Annotated in this window: 16 protein-coding genes; 5 read left to right on the top strand and 11 right to left on the bottom strand. The window is 31.7% G+C overall.

What is annotated here, in order from left to right; all coding sequences use genetic code 11:
• Nucleotides 1-16: 16 nt before the first annotated feature.
• The 3 genes from AAFP94_RS12305 to AAFP94_RS12295 are packed head-to-tail and all read right to left on the bottom strand — an operon-like array spanning nt 17 to nt 4,409.
• Nucleotides 17-2,425: an ABC transporter permease gene (locus AAFP94_RS12305; protein ID WP_316663039.1), complete on the bottom strand. Its 2,409-nt coding sequence runs from the start codon at nt 2,423-2,425 to the stop codon at nt 17-19.
• 16 nt (nt 2,426-2,441) lie between these two features.
• Nucleotides 2,442-3,137 carry an ABC transporter ATP-binding protein gene (locus AAFP94_RS12300; protein ID WP_316663038.1) on the bottom strand — a complete coding sequence of 232 codons (696 nt, stop codon included), beginning with the start codon at nt 3,135-3,137 and terminating at the stop codon, nt 2,442-2,444.
• 12 nt (nt 3,138-3,149) lie between these two features.
• Nucleotides 3,150-4,409, bottom strand: a complete 1,260-nt coding sequence (locus AAFP94_RS12295) for an efflux RND transporter periplasmic adaptor subunit (protein ID WP_316663037.1) — start codon at nt 4,407-4,409, stop codon at nt 3,150-3,152.
• A 386-nt stretch (nt 4,410-4,795) separates the two neighbouring features.
• Between AAFP94_RS12295 and AAFP94_RS12290 the strand changes: the two genes are divergently transcribed.
• From AAFP94_RS12290 to AAFP94_RS12280, 3 genes are all read left to right on the top strand, one after another.
• The gene (locus AAFP94_RS12290; protein WP_316663036.1) at nt 4,796-6,178 is read left to right on the top strand and encodes a sigma-54-dependent transcriptional regulator; all 1,383 of its coding nucleotides are present in this window, start codon (nt 4,796-4,798) and stop codon (nt 6,176-6,178) included.
• Between the two features lie 187 nt (nt 6,179-6,365).
• A complete protein-coding gene (locus AAFP94_RS12285; RefSeq protein WP_316663035.1) occupies nt 6,366-7,571 on the top strand; it encodes a sensor histidine kinase in 1,206 nt (401 codons plus the stop codon).
• A 56-nt stretch (nt 7,572-7,627) separates the two neighbouring features.
• Nucleotides 7,628-8,356, top strand: a complete 729-nt coding sequence (locus AAFP94_RS12280) for an NYN domain-containing protein (RefSeq protein ID WP_316663034.1) — start codon at nt 7,628-7,630, stop codon at nt 8,354-8,356.
• A 5-nt stretch (nt 8,357-8,361) separates the two neighbouring features.
• On the opposite strand, the gene AAFP94_RS12275 is transcribed toward AAFP94_RS12280, so the two are convergent.
• The 5 genes from AAFP94_RS12275 to gcvT form a co-directional block, all read right to left on the bottom strand.
• On the bottom strand, nt 8,362-9,537 hold the full coding sequence (locus AAFP94_RS12275; protein ID WP_316663033.1) for an MFS transporter: 1,176 nt from the start codon (nt 9,535-9,537) through the stop codon (nt 8,362-8,364).
• Between the two features lie 19 nt (nt 9,538-9,556).
• Nucleotides 9,557-10,276 carry a YebC/PmpR family DNA-binding transcriptional regulator gene (locus AAFP94_RS12270; protein ID WP_316663032.1) on the bottom strand — a complete coding sequence of 240 codons (720 nt, stop codon included), beginning with the start codon at nt 10,274-10,276 and terminating at the stop codon, nt 9,557-9,559.
• A gap of 69 nt (nt 10,277-10,345) precedes the next feature.
• Nucleotides 10,346-10,636, bottom strand: a complete 291-nt coding sequence (locus AAFP94_RS12265) for a 4a-hydroxytetrahydrobiopterin dehydratase (protein ID WP_316663031.1) — start codon at nt 10,634-10,636, stop codon at nt 10,346-10,348.
• Nucleotides 10,637-10,675: 39 nt separating this feature from the next.
• Entirely contained in the window at nt 10,676-11,509 is an 834-nt protein-coding gene (locus AAFP94_RS12260) for a sugar nucleotide-binding protein (RefSeq protein WP_316663030.1), read from the bottom strand.
• 27 nt (nt 11,510-11,536) lie between these two features.
• Nucleotides 11,537-12,619, bottom strand: a complete 1,083-nt coding sequence (gcvT, locus tag AAFP94_RS12255; protein ID WP_316663029.1) for a glycine cleavage system aminomethyltransferase GcvT — start codon at nt 12,617-12,619, stop codon at nt 11,537-11,539.
• A gap of 151 nt (nt 12,620-12,770) precedes the next feature.
• Between gcvT and AAFP94_RS12250 the strand changes: the two genes are divergently transcribed.
• Nucleotides 12,771-14,249 carry an aminopeptidase P N-terminal domain-containing protein gene (locus AAFP94_RS12250; protein ID WP_316663028.1) on the top strand — a complete coding sequence of 493 codons (1,479 nt, stop codon included), beginning with the start codon at nt 12,771-12,773 and terminating at the stop codon, nt 14,247-14,249.
• On the top strand, nt 14,249-14,926 hold the full coding sequence (locus tag AAFP94_RS12245; protein WP_316663027.1) for a hypothetical protein: 678 nt from the start codon (nt 14,249-14,251) through the stop codon (nt 14,924-14,926). Before AAFP94_RS12250 ends, AAFP94_RS12245 begins: the two co-directional genes overlap by 1 nt.
• A 522-nt stretch (nt 14,927-15,448) precedes the next feature.
• On the opposite strand, the gene AAFP94_RS12240 is transcribed toward AAFP94_RS12245, so the two are convergent.
• The 3 genes from AAFP94_RS12240 to AAFP94_RS12230 all read right to left on the bottom strand — a co-directional run bounded on the left by AAFP94_RS12240 (nt 15,449) and on the right by AAFP94_RS12230 (nt 18,114).
• Nucleotides 15,449-16,978, bottom strand: a complete 1,530-nt coding sequence (locus AAFP94_RS12240) for a phospholipase D family protein (protein WP_409628681.1) — start codon at nt 16,976-16,978, stop codon at nt 15,449-15,451.
• 4 nt (nt 16,979-16,982) lie between these two features.
• Nucleotides 16,983-17,138, bottom strand: a complete 156-nt coding sequence (locus AAFP94_RS12235; protein ID WP_316663025.1) for a hypothetical protein — start codon at nt 17,136-17,138, stop codon at nt 16,983-16,985.
• Between the two features lie 166 nt (nt 17,139-17,304).
• A complete protein-coding gene (locus tag AAFP94_RS12230; protein WP_316663024.1) occupies nt 17,305-18,114 on the bottom strand; it encodes a dienelactone hydrolase family protein in 810 nt (269 codons plus the stop codon).
• Between the last annotated feature and the right edge of the window lie 83 nt (nt 18,115-18,197).

Genomic DNA, 18,197 nt, shown 5'->3' with positions numbered 1-18,197 from the left:
AAATTATTTAATGTTGTTATTCGTACTTTAGAGCGTTTATAGGATCTGAATTTGCTGCTAAATAGGCCTGAGAACTTACAGTTATTAATGCAATGATTAAGGCTAATACAGTTGCAAAAACATAAGGTAAAACGGGCATATCAATTTGATATGAAAAATTAGATAGCCAGTCTTTTGCCAGTAGATAAGTAATTGGCCAAGCAAAAAGATTTGCAATTAAAACAAGTTTCATAAAATCTGTGGTTAGCATTTTCATGATTTGAGAAACAGAAGCTCCAAGCACCTTTCTTATTCCTATTTCTTTTGTACGCTGTTCAGCAGTATATGATGATAAACCATATAGTCCCATTGCAGAAATAATAATAGCAAGGATGGTTAAGAATAAAAACATCGTTGCAAAATTTTCTTGTTGTCTTAACAATGCACCAAATTTTTGATCCAAAAATGTATATCTAAACGGATGTGATGGTTCTAATTTATTCCATTCTGATTCAATGTAATCAATAGTTGCATTCATATTATTTGGGGCAATTTTGAATGCTGCGAACCATACATTATTGCTATTAGATAAAAGCATAGGTCTAATTTCTTGGTTAAAACCTTCAATATGAAAATCTTTAACAATACCTATAACTTTACCATATATAATATTTTCAGGGTTCGGTCCAAAAGATGTTCCTAAACGTTTTCCAATTGGATTTTCAATATTCAAATTCTTAACAGCCGTTTCATTTAAAATATATGACGGAATAGAATCATTATCCATTTCTCTATTAAACTTTCGTCCTTCAGCCATTTGAATATCAAGGGTTTCGAAAAAATCATAATCTACATCCATATTCCAAAAAGGCAAATATTCAGAACTTCCTTCAAACTTAAACATGTTTTGATTTGGATTATCTCCAGGATAAAATGCTGCTCTAGTAACATTTAAAACGTTACTGTTTTTAAGAAAAATATCTTTATAGTTTCTAAAATTAGCAGTCATTTGATCTGTTTGCACTGGAACTACTATAACTTGATCACCTTTAAATCCAATGTCCTTATTATGTAGAAAAGAAATTTGTTGAAAAATAATTATCATACCAATAATTAATACAGTTGATGCTGTAAATTGTGTAACCACGAGAGCTTTTCGTAACATGCCTCCACCTTTTGTTTTTGTAAAATCACCTTTAAGGACAGCAATTGGTTTAAAGGCAGATAAAAAGAATGCTGGATAACTACCAGAAAATAATCCGTAAATAAAAGTTATAAGAAGTGAAAAAATAATAGTTTGACCTAAATTCTCGTTAAACAGACTAATATTTGTTTCTAAAATATTGTTAAAACCTGGTAAGAATAACTCAACAAGTATAAAAGCTAAAAATAAGGCTATAAAACTTTGAATGATAGACTCTGTTAAGAATTGAAAAATCAGCATTTTTCTAGAAGCTCCTGTTACTTTTCTAACACCTACTTCTTTCGCTCTTTTACCAGAACGAGCAGTTGATAAATTCATAAAATTAATTCCTGCAATTAATATCACTAACAATGCAATACCAATAAAAACATAGATGTACATGATATTTCCATTTGGTCTTATTTCATAATCACCATTTGAGTTTAAATGAATGTCTTGTAATGGCATTACATGATATTCAAAGGCGTTACCTAACGCCATAAATTCTTCTAAAGGCATTTGTGCAAAACGCTCTACTTGTGGCGCTATTTTTTTCATAAAATTTCGATCCATTTCTTCCTTGAAAGTAATAATATTTGCACCTTCTTTTAATTTGAAATATGTATGATGATTATTGCTCATCCAAATTTTATTATTACCATTCTGAGAAAGAAACATATCAAACTCAAAATGTGAATTACCTATTGGCTTTTCAACGATTCCTTTAACGATATAATCATTTCTATTATCATAATTTACAATGCCGCCCATAGCATTTTTATCGCCAAATAGTTTACGAGCAGCTTCTTGGCTTAATACGATAGCATTATCCTCCTTTAATGCGGTTTCAGGATCACCATGAACAAATTTGTAATCAAAGACTTTAAAAAATACACTGTCTGCACGAGCTGCATTTTGAATATATACTTTTGTTTGCTCATGTCGCATCAATATTTCTTGTCTTATACTTTGGAATCTGGTGGCCGTTTCAATATCTGTAAATTCAGTTCTTAATGCACCAGCCATAGGTTCTGGAGAAATGGGACCTGATAAAGTTTGTCCCATCATATTTGCATTGATACCAACTCTATAAATTCGATCAGAATCGCTCCAGTGCTTATCATAACTTGTCTCATCTTTTATAAATAGAAATACAAGTATGGTTACGGTAAGACCTAATGCTAAACCTAATATGTTGATGATTGCATAGGCTCTATTTTTATTTAAGCTTCTTAAAGCTACTTTTAAATAATTTTTAAACATGATTTTAAAGTTTAAATTATACAGCAGCTTGAGCTAATTTACTTTTCTTTTCAGACACTATTTGTCCATCCAATAAATTGATAGTGCGCTGTGAATAGCTTGCATCATGAGAAGAGTGCGTAACCATCACAATGGTCGTTCCTTCTTCATTTAACTCACAAAGTAACTCCATGACTTCATTACCATTAGAGCTGTCAAGATTACCTGTAGGTTCATCTGCCAAAATTAGTGGCGGTCTTGTAATTAAAGCTCTAGCAACAGCAACACGTTGTTGTTGACCTCCAGATAATTGTTGTGGAAAATGTGAGGCTCTGTGTGAGATTCCAATTTTATCAATGAGCTCATTGACACGTTTCTTTCGCTCGGAGGCGCTTACATTATTATAAATTAGTGGTAATTCAATATTTTCAAAGACGGTGAGTTCATCTATAAGGTTGAAATTTTGAAATATAAAACCGATATTCTTTTTTCTTACTTCCGAACGTCCTTTTTCATTTAATTTACTTACTTCATTTCCAAGAAATTCATAGCTGCCACTTTCAGGTTTATCCAACATTCCTAAAATGTTTAATAGCGTAGATTTCCCACAGCCAGATGGTCCCATTACTGAAACAAATTCTCCTTCTTTTATTTCAAATGACACTTCATTCAAAGCGGTTGATTCTATTTCATCCGTTCTGTAGACCTTTGTTAATTTGTTTAATTTAATCATGATTTTTTAGTTTTAATTTATTTTGATTGATTCGTAATTTTTAAAGTCTTCGTATGATGAGGAAATAAATTCTTCACCTTCATTTAAGCCTTCTAATACTTGATAATAGCTCGGGTTTTGACTTCCTAATTTTATATAACGTTTGGTTGCTTCGCCTTCATTATTAATCACAAAAACATATTGACCACCAGAGGATTGGAAATAATTTCCTCTTGGAATCAATAATGAGCGCTGAGCTTTTGATAGTTCTAATCTAACTTGCAATGATTGTCCTATAGTTATTGCTTTTGGCGGATCGTTTACAAATACTAGTTCTATTTCAAACCGTCTATTTATAACTTCTGGTAATACTTTTTTCACTTTTAAATCAATTAGCTCTCCATCAAACGAAAATTGTGCTAATTGTCCTGGTTTTACCATGCTTAAATAGTATTCATCTACTTGGCCTATAATTTTAAAACCAGATTGGACATCTATTTTTGCGACGGTTTGATTACTTCTGTAAGATTCTCCTATCACTGGACTAAAAGATGACAACATGCCTGTAACAGGAGCTCTAACTAGCATTTTTTCTAAATTTTCATGAATCAAATTCAGATTTCGTTGCATTAAAGCAATGGAGTTATCTATTTGTCGAATTTGAATTTCATTATCAGCGCGGCTTTTTTTAACGTTAGTGTTCATGAAGTCACGCTTGTTTTGAAGATATTTGTAAGCTTCGCGCCTATCTATATAATCGTTTTTAGCTATAACATCTTTGGTGTAAAGAACAGAATCTACTTTATAATCGCGTTCAATATCTGCTAAACTGTTTTCACTGTCTATTAACGACTCTGTTAAATCTCTTTGGTCTTTTTCTAACGACAGCTTTAGATTTCTCAAATTATTTATTTGCTCTACAATAGCTGTTTCCTGATTCATATAGCTTAACTCTACAGCTGGATTACTTAATTTTACTAGTGGTGTGTTCTTTTCAACCATAACACCATCTTCAATAAATACTTCATCAACAGTCCCACCTTCAAGTGTATTTACTAATACTAGATTAATAGATTCTACTGTTCCGTCTATTAAAATAACATCTTGAAAATCTCCTTCTATAACCTTCTTTACCGATATTTTTGAGGCGTTAACCTTATATGTTTTTTTATTCATGGCGTAAAAGCCAAAAAAAGCTAAAACAAAAAAGACTACAAACCCTATTAGATAAAGCGTTTTTGTTTTGCTCCAATTTTTCTTTTCTATCTTTTTGTCCATTCCCATTTGTCTCATGACTAAATTATTTTACAATTATATTTTATAGTAAACTCATTCCAACATAGTCTATAATAAATATGATTAATTCAATAAGTATAGATAACATGACTTTTTAAATTATAAATTTTAAATAAAGAATTTTGATGAATGCTAAAATTGATATTTTGCATTGTGCTTGTATAAGCGCTATCGATGTAAGTAATTTCATAAGGTTCGATTTTTTTGATTGATGATTGCTCTTATATTACCAATCCTTATGCCAAAACATTATAACACTTTAACTAACTGATAAACAATTATTTAAATTTATAACTAAATAATAATAGTGTTCATTTTCGAACATAATATTGTTCGTTATCGAACATTTCGTACTTTAGCAATTAGGAATCAATTCAATTAAAATGTCTAAAATAAATGCTACTATTTTAATAATAGATGATGATGAAGATGTATTATTATCGGCTAAATTATTACTGAAAAAGCATTATTTAAATGTGATAACTCAAAATAATCCGAGAGAAATAAATCAAATAATCTCTAAACAGAAAATCGATATTATTGTTTTAGATATGAACTATCGTATTGGATATAATGATGGTAAAGAAGGAATGTATTGGTTGAATCATATATTAAATATTGATTCTAGAATGATTGTAATTTTAATGACTGCGTATGGTGAAGTTAGGTTAGCAGTAAATGCCATAAAGAATGGGGCATTTGACTTTATTCTTAAACCATGGTCTAACGAAAAATTTTTATCAACAATCAGAGCAGGATTGGAGCTTAAAAGAACCAATGAAAAAATAGACATTTTAAAGCAAACCAATGAAACATTATTAATTGAGAATGATAAAAAGTTTGGACCTTTAATAGGCAAGTCAAAAGCAATGAATGTAGTGATGGATGTTGTTGAGAGAGTAAGTGTAACAGATGCCAATGTTTTAATTCTTGGAGAAAATGGAACTGGAAAACAGCATTTGGCCAGAGAGATTCACAAAAGATCAAAACAATCAAAGGGACCTTTTATTCATGTTGATTTGGGCTCGTTAAGTGAAAATCTTTTTGAAAGTGAATTATTTGGTCATAAAAAAGGTTCTTTTACTGATGCCTATGAAGACAAACCAGGTAGATTTGAAATTGCGGAAAATGGAACAATATTTTTAGATGAGATTGGTAACCTTCCAATAAATCTTCAATCAAAGCTTTTAGCTGTTCTGCAAGAACGAAAAACCACGAGAATAGGTGAAAGCATAGAAAGACCATTTAATGCAAGAATTCTTTTTGCTACAAATGCACCATTAAAGCAATGGGTTGCAGAAGGTATATTTAGGCAAGACTTACTCTTTAGAATTAATACTGTTGAGATAGAGATTCCACCTTTAAGAGATCGTCCAGAAGATATTTTAGATTTTATCAATCATTTTTTAAATGTTTATAAAACTAAATACAATAAACCCAATTTGAAGATTTCTAAAGAAGCTATTCAGGCACTAAAATCTCATAATTGGCCTGGGAACGTTAGAGAGATACAACATACCATAGAACGTAGTGTAATAATGTCTGATAGCGGACAAATTATGCCGTCAGATTTTAATCTAACCATTATACCAAAATCAGCAAAGGGTAGGAGTTTAGAATTTGATAACTTTAATATTCAGGAAGTAGAAAAATTGTTAGTTGAAAAAGCGATAGAAAAGCATGACGGAAACATTTCAAAGGCTGCTAAAGAGTTAGGATTAACAAGAGCAGCATTATACAGAAGAATGGAAAAATACGATCTGTAAATTTTAAGGTTTGATAAAAAAGTTTACCATACAAGTTGTCTCCCGCATTTTAATCATTGTAATTTTTTGTTTACTTCTTTCTTATGTACTACAAAAGGAGTATTGGTTTAGTACATCTGGAATCGGGATCCTAATTATTTTGCAAGTTATTTTTTTAATCAAGTATGTTAATAACACAAACTATTCTTTGGTTAAATTTTTAGATGCATTAAAGAATGAGGACTATTCTGTGTATTTTTCACCAACAAAAAAGGGAGATTCTTTTTCAAAAGTATATGATGATTTTAATTTAATAATTAAGATTTTTAAGCGAAACAAGATTGAAAAAGAGGCACAATACAAATACTTCAAATACATTATTGAGCACGTCAATCTAGGTATTATTTCTATTCTAAAATCCGATTTGTTTAGCGCACATTCTGAAAACGAAATATTATTTTTAAACAAAGCTGCATGTAAAATTCTTCATCAACCTGAACATAAATACTGGCATCGCTTATCTAATCAAGTTCCATGGCTGGTAAAAGAAATAAAAAGAATAGCTGATGGAGGCAGGACGTTAGTTGATTATGACGTTGATTTAGAAAGAAAACAACTTTCGTTGGAAGTAATAAATATACAATTACTAAATGAAGACTATCTCATTATAACATTTCAGGATATTAGATCCGAAATTGAACAAAAAGAAATTGAAGCATGGCATAATGTAATTAGAATTTTAGCGCATGAAATGCTAAATTCTTTCACGCCAGTTGCATCTTTAGCATCCACTATTAAATCGCTAACCGAAAATGAAAAAGGAGAGCCTCTTAAAGATGCAAAAATAGATAAGGATGATATTAATGATATCAATGCGGCAGCAACTACCATAAAAAAAAGATCTGATGGTTTATTAACGTTTGTAAAGGATTACAGAACGATTTCTAATGTTCCAGTACCCCAATTAAAAAAGTTGAATATTAAAAAGCTGTTGTTGAATGTAAAGTTACTTATGCAACATTTGGCTGATGATAATAAGATTAATTTAACAGTTGATAATATACCTGCAAATGCTATGATAGTCGCAGACAGTAATTTGATAGAACAAGTTTTAATAAATTTAATAAACAATAGCATTCATGCATTAAATGGTAGAGAAAATCCAACCATTAAACTCCATTGTATAATTGAACCAGACAAGACCTCCATTATTGTTACTGATAATGGAAAAGGTATTGAAGAAGAAATTATGAATCAGATATTTATTCCATTTTACACAACAAAAAAGAATGGTTCAGGCATAGGTTTGAGTCTTTCAAAAAATATTCTAAAAAAGCATGGAGGCAACTTGCTAGTAAGTTCAGAGGTTGGAAAGTACACTTCTTTTTCGCTCGTTTTTAAAAATACTATTTAGCTTAATTAGGTATAATAACTTATAAGGTTTCACTATTATTTCAGTATCTTTAAAAAATGATAAAAGACATAAAACTGGCTGTCTTAATAGATGGCGACAATATACCATCAAAGTACATTAAGGAAATGATGGAAGAGATTACCAAGTATGGTACACCAACCATAAAGCGTATTTACGGAGATTGGACAAAACCACATTTGTCTAAATGGAAAAATATTCTACTCGAAAATGCGATTACACCAATACAACAATATGGTTATACCACGGGAAAGAATGCGACAGATTCTGCCATGATTATAGACGCTATGGACATTTTATATTCTGGAAAAGTTAATGGTTTTTGTTTAGTGTCTTCAGATAGCGATTTTACAAAACTTGCTACAAGATTGCGAGAGGCTGGTTTACAGGTTTTCGGTATAGGCGAAAAGAAGACTCCAGATCCTTTTATTGTTGCTTGTGATAAATTTATTTATCTCGAAATTTTAAAGAAAGATACAGAAAAACCAGACGCTCAAGGAAAATCTAAAAAGGAAAACCTGTATAATATTACACCAAAAGTGATAAGACTTCTTAAAAATTCTGTTTCAGATGCAGCCGATGAAGATGGATGGGCTTTTCTTGGTGATGTTGGCTCCTTAATAATTAAAAAGCAACCGAACTTTGATTCTCGTAATTTTGGTTTTGAGAAATTAACACCATTATTCAAATCTTTAGATCAGTTTGAAATAGAACAACGAGACCAAAGCAATACTCGATTTAAACTTATTTACGTAAGAAATAAATAAAAAAATCAACTCAATTTTCTATTCTTATACAGAGCAATAAGTCCAAATAATGGACCAATAGTCAATATTGTGAACACATATTTGGGAGTCCAATGCCCGATAAGTAAATTGATTAATTGAATGCTGAATATGGTAATTGAAAATCCAATACAATTGACTATAGTTAATGCAGTTCCTTTTATTTCAGCTTCTGCATTTTGTGCAACCATGGTTGAAAACAATGGTGAATCGGCAATAACAACCAAACCCCAGAACATAAGAAAAACCACTATCACATGGGAAGAATTGATATAAAAAATAATTGGAGATATAACGCAACATATACCTGAAAGTAGCAACGCAGTAAAAGCAGTATTCTTAATGCCTTTAATTTGTGAAATATAGCCTCCAAAAACACATGAAACACCTCCTAAACCAATAATTAAAAACGAAAGAAAAGGAACATTAAATTGTGTTTCAGGATGAATTTTGGAATAAGAGGTCAGTATAACTGGAACGAAAGCCCAGAATGTATACAATTCCCACATATGCCCAAAATAACCAAAAGCTGCTGAGCGAAAGTTATTATTTTTAAATACTTTGAACAAAGCTGTGAAATCTAACTTTTGACTTCTCTTTCTGTAAGGTCCATTTGGAACTAACAAAACCAATAGCAAACCACCAAGAGATGCTATTGAAGAGGTAAATATCAGTACTGATTTCCAGGATAACTCTGTTGAGAATTCTTTTATCAGATGTGGGAAAGCTGTACCTATAACCAAGGCGCCAACCAAAAAGCTTAATGATTTTCCTAAACCTTTATCATAATAATCGGCTGCTATCTTCATGCCCACAGGATAAATTCCTGCTAAAAAGAAACCAACCATAAACCTTAAAAAAATTAATGATGTAAAACTGTTAGTTTCTATAATCGTTCCAAGATTAAATAGTGCACCACATAACGCACTGATAAGAAATACTTTTGAAGGAGAAAAGCGATCTGCAATAGTAAGAAGTGCAAAGATTAGTGTGCCAACAATAAATCCAAATTGAACTGCAGAAGTTAAATGGCCAAGAGCTGCACTGTTTAAATTAAAAGCCTCGATCAAATCACTCATGACGCCATTTCCTGCAAACCAGAGTGATGTACAACAAAATTGAGATATTACAATAATTGGTAAAATCAATTTTGTTTTGGCCATAAGCTTAATATTATATTACTTATTCGGAAGCTTCCTCCATAGTATGATATACGTTTTGCACGTCATCATCTTCTTCTATCTTTTCGAGAAGTTTTTCAACGTCAGCAGCTTGTTCTTCAGTTAATTTTTTTGTGACTTGCGGAATACGTTCAAATCCTGAAGATAATATGTCAATATTTCGCTCTTCTAAAGCTGATTGAATAGCTCCGAAACTTTCAAAAGGTGCATAAATTAGAATACCATCGTCATCAACAAAAACTTCTTCGGCTCCATAATCTATAAATTCAAGTTCAATTTCTTCAGGATCTAATCCTTCACTTGGAATTCTAAAATTACAAGTATGGTCAAACATAAAAACCACTGAACCTGATGTTCCTAAACTGCCATCACATTTATTAAAATAACTTCTAATATTAGCAACAGTTCGTGTATTATTATCTGTTGCAGTTTCAACCAATATAGCAATACCATGTGGAGCATAACCTTCAAACAAAACTTCTTTGTAATCGCCTTGATTTTTATCGTTTGCTCTTTTAATAGCACGTTCTATATTATCTTTTGGCATGTTTACAGACTTGGCATTCTGTATCACCGCTCTTAACCTTGCATTGCTATCAGGATCTGGGCCACCTTCTTTCACAGCCATGACTATATCTTTGCCAATACGAGTAAAGGCTTTGCTCATGGCAGCCCAACGTTTCATTTTTCGTGCTTTACGAAATTCAAAAGCTCTTCCCATAAATTTTGTTTAAAGGTTTGTCTTAATTTGAGTTGTCAAATTTAATAAAATGGATTTTTACATTAAAAGTTATTCTTCAACTTCAACAATGGCTTCAATTGCTTCTGCCAATTGAAAATCTTTTAAGGTAACACCATTAGCATCGTGAGTAGAAAGTGAAATAGAAAGAATATTATATACGTTAGACCAGTCTGGATGATGGTTCAAAGCTTCACACTCAAAAGCAATACGGCTCATGGCGCTAAAGCAATCTTTAAAATTTTCGAATTCAAATTCTGCATGTATCGCATTATCAAAATAATCCCAATCCGGAAAATGCAATAATCTTTTTTCTATGTCTTGTTCTGAAAGTTTTTCCATTTTTCTTATTTTTTAAGATTACTAAATGTAATCATTTTTTTAGGTTATAGAAAGTTCAGTAAGGATTTCCTGACTATCAATTTGCAGGTGTTTAGGTAGCTTATTGTTTTTTGGTAGAACAGCCAAGTATCTGTCATTATTAGTGGTAAAAACTTGCTTGAAAACAGGAATTGGATAATTTAATGTATGAATTATATCCTTAATAAATTCGTCGTGATGCACTAAATCTCTACTTCCTAAATGAAAAATACCACTTTTGTTTCTATTTATAATATAATGAATTTGTTGAGTAACTTTATTATCTGTTGTAACATTCATTATTAGATTAGGAAAGACTTCAATAGGTTCATTGGTTTTTAGAAACATTTTGAGTTCCTGTATCCTAGGAGATTGCGAACCAAAAACCATGGGCAGTCTAATGATGGCTACCTGTCTTTTTGGCAAACGCAAAAGCATGTTTTCAATTTTGATCTTAAAATGCCCATAAATACTGTTACTTAATGTTTTGTCTGTTTCATAACTAGGATATTGGCTATAGGCATCAAATACATTGGCTGATGACAAAAAAATAATTTTACTTCTACTGGTTTTTAAGTATTCTAAAATATGGGTATGTGCAATGACTTGCGCAGAAAAATCACCTCTTAATGCCGAAATTATGATGGTTGGCCTAACAGCTTTAAGAATTCCAACCACGTCGTCCTCTTCAACTTGATATTGAAAGAAGTGTTTGTTTTTTTCAAATTCTCGTTTAGGTGTTTGGTAAGTACCAAATGTTTTAAAATAGGAGCAGAGTTCTTTGTAGATGGCATTGCCTATAAAACCGCTTGCGCCTAAAATTAAGATACGATGTTTGCTTTCTTTCTCCTTCATTAATATCACTTAAGTTAAGAAGCATTTTTAACCTTTATAAAAGGGTAGTTTCACAACAGTTGCAGGAACCGCATTTTTACGTATTTGGATTTGGATTTTACTGCCAATTTCCGAAAATATAGTTGGCACATACCCTAAACCAATACCCTTGGCAAGTGATGGTGACATCGTTCCGGAAGTTACTTCACCAATTTTTATACCATGGCCATCTACAATGTCATAACCATGACGAGGAATACCACGTTCGTCGAGTTCAAAAGCTATAAGTTTGCGTTCTGGACCACGACGTTTTTCGTCTTCTAAAGCAAGGGAATTTGTAAATTCTTTTGTGAATTTGGTAATCCAACCTAAACCAGCTTCAATAGGAGACGTTGTATCATCAATATCGTTTCCGTAGAGACAATACCCCATTTCTAGACGAAGTGTATCTCGCGCAGCCAGACCAATTGGTTTAATGCCATAATCTTTACCTGCTTCGAGTACCTTATCCCAAACTTGTTTTACTTCACTGTTCTTGCAATAGATTTCAAATCCACCACTACCAGTGTAACCAGTTGCAGAAATAATAACGTAATCAATACCTGCAAAATCACCAACTATAAAATTGTAGAACTTTATTTCAGATAAATCGTGACTGGTAAGACTTTGCATAGCTTCGATAGCCTTTGGACCTTGAATGGCAAGTAAGGAATAATCGTTACTTAAATCTCGCATAATTGCACCAACATCATTTTTAGAATGAATCCAGTTCCAATCTTTTTCAATATTACTAGCATTTACAACTAGGAGATAGGTTTTCTCTTTAACTCTGTAAATAATTAAATCATCAACAATTCCTCCATCATCATTTGGTAAACAACTATATTGTGCTTTGCCTATGGTCAATTTTGAAGCATCATTGCTTGACACCTTCTGGATGAGTTCTAAAGCATGTTCACCTTCTATTAAAAATTCGCCCATGTGTGAAACATCAAAAACACCAACTGCATGTCTTACGGTTTCATGCTCTATATTTACACCTTCATATTGCACAGGCATATTATATCCTGCAAAAGGCACCATTTTTGCACCTAAAGCTATATGAGTTTCTGATAAGGCAGTGTCTTTCATTCTTTATTTTTATGATAAATAATGAGGCAAAAGTATTGAAAATTATTCGTATTAAATGGTTAAGTTTTAGATTAAAACTTTGTTAAATTCGTATAATTATTTCTTACCATTAAATATTAGGTTTAATTTTACGTATACTTATATTCTTTCTATGAAAACTACACTATTAACTATTTTTTCTATTTTATTTTCATTATTAATTTTTGCTCAAGATGGAATTCCTGATGATTATTTAAGCTCAGAATTTCATAAAGGGAGAAGAGAAGCTTTACGCCAAAGTATGCCAGAGAATAGCGTTGCAGTTTTTTTTGCAAATGCTATAAGAAATAGAGCAAACGATGTAGATTATGTGTATCATCAGGATCCAGATTTTTATTATTTAACAGGATATAAAGAACCCAATTCTGTTTTGGTTATTTTTTCTGAAGACCAAACAAATGAAATGGGAGAAACGTATAATGAATTAATATATGTTCAAAAGCGAGATGCAGTGAGAGAACAATGGGATGGTATTCGTTTAGGTGTAGAAGGTGTCAAAGAAAAGCTTGGTTTCGATATGGCCTTTAACGGAATAGAATTTTTAGATTCTGGTATAGATTATACAAAATTTGACGCAGTTCTTTTTGATGAGTTTAAGAACGATTATCGTGATTCTGAAAAAAACGACGCTGATTTATTTGATTTGATTGAAGCTTTTAAAAGTCAGATACAACAAACTGAAACCGTTATTTCAAATTCCAATTCAAATCCAGATATTAATAATGAGGCAAATCTTAAAGAACGAAAAGTAATAACAGATACTAATACGCTTACTACACTCATGGCTGCTTTACGTCAAATTAAGACGGCAGAAGAAATGAAATTGCTTATAAAAGCAATTAGAATTTCTGCAATGGGCCAGCGCGAGATTATGAAAGCCATGCATGTTGGTATGTCTGAAGCCGAAATACAAGGTATTCATGAATACATTTATAAAAAGTACGGCAGTGAGTATGAAGGCTATCCTAGTATTGTAGGTGCTGGCAATAATGGTTGTGTACTACACTATATAGAAAATACCAAAATGAAAGTTGATAATGATTTGGTGTTGATGGATCTTGGTGCAGAATATCATGGTTATACGGCTGATGTCACTAGAACCATTCCTGCAAACGGTAAATTTTCTCCAGAACAAAAAATCATTTACGATTTGGTATATGAAGCACAAGAAGCTGGTATTGCTGCCTCTGTAATAGGTAATAATTTACATTCTCCAGATGCAGCAGGTAGAAAAATTATAAATCAAGGACTCATTGATTTGGGTATTGCTAAAGACGAGGCTGATGCACATAAATATTTCCCTCATGGTACTTCGCATCACATTGGTTTGGATGTGCATGATGCAAATTTGAGAGGTGATTTTGAGGCTAATATGGTTATTACTGTTGAGCCTGGTATCTATATTCCTAAAGGTAGTGATTGTGATGAAAAATGGTGGGGAATAGCTGTAAGGATTGAAGACGATATTCTAATCACAGAGAAAGGTCCAGTTTTACTTTCTGGTGAAGCACCGCGTAAATCTGAAGAGATCGAAGAACTTATGAAAGAAACCAGCGTTCTGGATGGTTTTAAACTACCAGATTTGGATTAATGCAACTAAAAAAATTCTTTTCATTAATTGTTTTTCTTGTCGTTTTAGTTTCATACGGGCAGAAGAAATATTCTGTTGTCTTACCAGAGAATTTTAATAATGAAAAAAACTATCCTTTATTTATAGCATTGCATGGAGGTCATGGCAATATGAAAGACATGCAAACCTATTGGAAAAGTCCAAAATTGTATAAGGACTTTATTGTAGTTTATATGGAAGCTTCAACTCTGGATAGACCACCTAACCGATATGGCTGGAGAAATATTGAACTTGAACGTAAAAATATTAAAGGTTATTATGACAGCCTTATAAATGAGTATAATATTGATCTTAAAGAAGTTTATATTGGTGGATTTTCTTTAGGTGCAAGAACAAGTATAGATTTGGTGTTGAATAACATAATTCCTACAAAAGGGTTTATTCTGTTAAATATTGGAGGAGGTTTATCTGAAGCTTGTACAGAAGAAAATGTAAAAAGTGCCAAAGAGAGACATGTTAAAGGAGTTGTTATGGTAGGTGAAATAGATTATAAATATAAACAACAATCATTAGCTCTTATAGCATTATTAGAAGCTGTAGACTTTAATTTTAAGTTTATAGAAAATAAAAACACAGGGCATACAACGCCTTCAAATTTTGAATCTGTTTTAGATAATTGTTTGGAGTATATTAAATAATAATATTTAAATTACTAGGGTTCAATCTTTTTATTCCTAGTAAAGCTCACCATTGAAGCTTATTGGTTTAAAAAAGGTAGTATCTTTAGCTCTTTGACCATTGTGAATAATATCATAGATATCTTTGATTATCCGCCAAGATTCACCAAATATGAATGTCCTAAACAGACACAACAATATCTTCAAGTATTTCATCAGAAGGATATAACGAAATATTTATTATTGTCAGAGTTTCTACAAAAACTTCCTAACTCAAATAACCAATTTATTCGAATATCAAAATCGCACTTTTATTAGGCACTTTAATAGTATAATTATCATCAAAATCTGTAATACTTCATGCTGCAGTTCCCTTTAAGGTAGTTGTTGCACCTACTAATTTTGAATCAACTAGTGAAAGCAAAGAATCTTAAATCGTAACAGTACCAATTATTGAGATTTATTTTAACGATAACCAATAGATACTTGTGAGAAAAAAACAATCATATTGAGAAATGTTTGTCATAATTATTGTTTTATTTTTTATAAAATCTCCTTTGGTATGATTTTTCTTGTCCAAGTTTTTAAGCGCTTATAGTTGTTTACCTCTGAATCTGGGTTGTAATCTAGAGTTGTTTCCCAAGAATTTTCTGGTTTAAATTCTTCTTCCATACCTTTCAAAACACTACTTGAGACCTTATCAGAATTTAGAATAACAACACATTCTGTATTTAAATTCGCACTCCTTGGGTCAAGATTAAAAGTACCGATAACTGTTGTTTTATTATCAATAACCATTGACTTTGCGTGTAATCCAAATATTGGTTTATGATCTAATTCTAGTTGTAATTCGCCAGTCATTATTCTTTTTCTTTCAGCAGCATCTGGACGAAATTCGAATATTCTAACACCAGTTTTTAGTAGTTTTTCTCGATCCGTTTGATAACTGCTAAATGCTTCTACATTATCTGTAGATGCAAGACTGTTAGTAAGAATTCTAATTTTTACACCGCGATCAACTGCTTCTTTAAATAAATTCTGACTTAATTCTGTTGTTATTAAATATGGGGTCTGAATATCAATAGATGTTTTAGCTCCCTTTAGTAAATTAATTAATGCAGTTGTAGTAATTCCTCCACCACCTAATCCTTTTTCTTCATTATTTTTGCCTGGTTTATCAGAAATAAACTTAATATCTTCTAGCCAAACTAACTCTCCAGAATTTAAAATTGATTTAAATGCAATTGGTAAATCCTCAATTCTTTGCCTTACTTGTGGCCAAAAATTTTCTGGATTGCATGCATAAGCATGAAGGTTATCAAATCGATTATCAGGATAAACAATATCAGATTCTGTTTTAATTACACTTTCAACGGTTTTACTCAATGGACTATTCCAAAACTCATTAAATGATTTAGTTACATTTTTCGATTCTTTTCCTAGCATTAAAATATCTCTATCTCTAAAATTATACTCATGGTCATAGTCAAAATATTCATCAGCAATATTTCGACCACCTGTAATAACAACTTTCCCATCAACAATAAATGTTTTATTATGCATTCTTTGATTGGCAGATTTAAAATCAGTTGCAAATTTTTCGATCTTCTGAAATAGATTCTTACCTAAATTAACTCCTGGATTGTAAATTTTTACAGAAATATTTTCATGTGAATTAAACATTATTATATCTTCAACATCAGCATCAACCATAATATCATCAACAATAATCCTTACTTTAACGCCTCTATCTGCCGCTCTAATTAGATAATCACAAGCAATTAGTCCTACATTATCTGTTGAAAAAATAAAATATTGTATGTCTATAGTTTTCTCTGAATATTCAGTTAACCAGGCCCTTGCAACCATGGAGCCACTACCATCTTCAAGAACATATACCCCAGTTTTTTTCTCCATAAGTTGAGAGACACTATTAAGCTCTGATGATAGGGTTATGCTATCGTTTCTATGAATATTATTACAGAAATCCAATTCACTTTTTTTTTCCTTTTTTTCATGACATGATGAAAACAAGATTAATAAAATAATATAAAAATTAAAATATTTCATCATAATATCATTTAGTCTTTTTATTAGATAACGTGTTTCCAACTGCAGCTCCAATCGCAATTCCAACGGCAAGCCATAATCCAATATTATCTGTAATAACACCTACCACAGTTCCAATTACAATGCCTAAAGCGACTCCTTTTACTAATTTTTTATTTTTCATATAGAATATGGGTTTAGTTATTTGTTTAAGCACCTAATTTAACAAATACAAACGGAATAGAAAATCAGTAGTATTTTTGGAGTAAGAATTAACCCAAGTTAAATGTAATTTTTTTTGGTTTAGCTATTAGCAAGCAAAGCAATACACGACTTTGTACTGCGTTATTTTAATTTTTTTTAAGAAATTTGAAAATTTTATTCCAAGCATCATCACCTGCCTTTTGATTTCTACCGATAGTTAGATTATTACCAACAGATAGCATTTTTGGACCTTCAGTCAAGTCAAATCCATGACGAGCGTTTGGATAACTTATCACAGATACATTAGTTTTGTTTTGTAGCGATTGTACTAATGAATTACAAATATTAGGGAGTGCAATGTCATCAGCCTCACCAAGAATCATAAGCACAGGTAGTAAGGTTTTCCAAGGTTTATTCGAACTGCATCCTGGATAGACCGCAATTGCAGACTTAACATCCCTTGGCTCTATGTCTAATTTGTTTAGCCATGCTAGCACACCTTCACCTCCGTGTGACCAACCAATTACATGAATTCTGGTTAAATTACCATTTGGTATCGATTTGGCAAATGAGACGGCCTCGTATATGTATTCGCCAATTCGTTTTGGATGGATTTCCCAACCACATGTATTTGAAACACCTTCTGCAGTTAGATAGTCAACCAATAAGACCAAGAAACCAGCTTCTTGTAACCTTACAGCCATTCGTGAATAGTGCCTACGGAAAAGTCTATCAGCCTCATCACCAGGTCTTCCAGTATCAGTTTCTGGCCCATTCAATGAAACCCCACTACAGCCTGGAAAGACAATAACAACAGGGAAATTTCCTTTACCTTCTGGAATATAAATTTTGTGGTTTGCCCTAATTCTTTCATGAAGTACTTGTGCATAAATATTAAAACTGTTGATAAACAAAATGAAAACGATAAGGTTTGATGTGATTATCTTTAGTTTCATGATTAATGTGGTACAACTGTTTTGTGTATAATTCCGTTGCTTGTTTCAGCAACTAAATTAGCAAATACAAACTCAATAGAAAA

The sequence above is a fragment of the Gilvirhabdus luticola genome (assembly GCF_040117515.1).
Lineage (GTDB): Bacteria > Bacteroidota > Bacteroidia > Flavobacteriales > Flavobacteriaceae > Gilvirhabdus > Gilvirhabdus luticola.
This window is presented reverse-complemented; position numbering and strand designations above follow the sequence as displayed.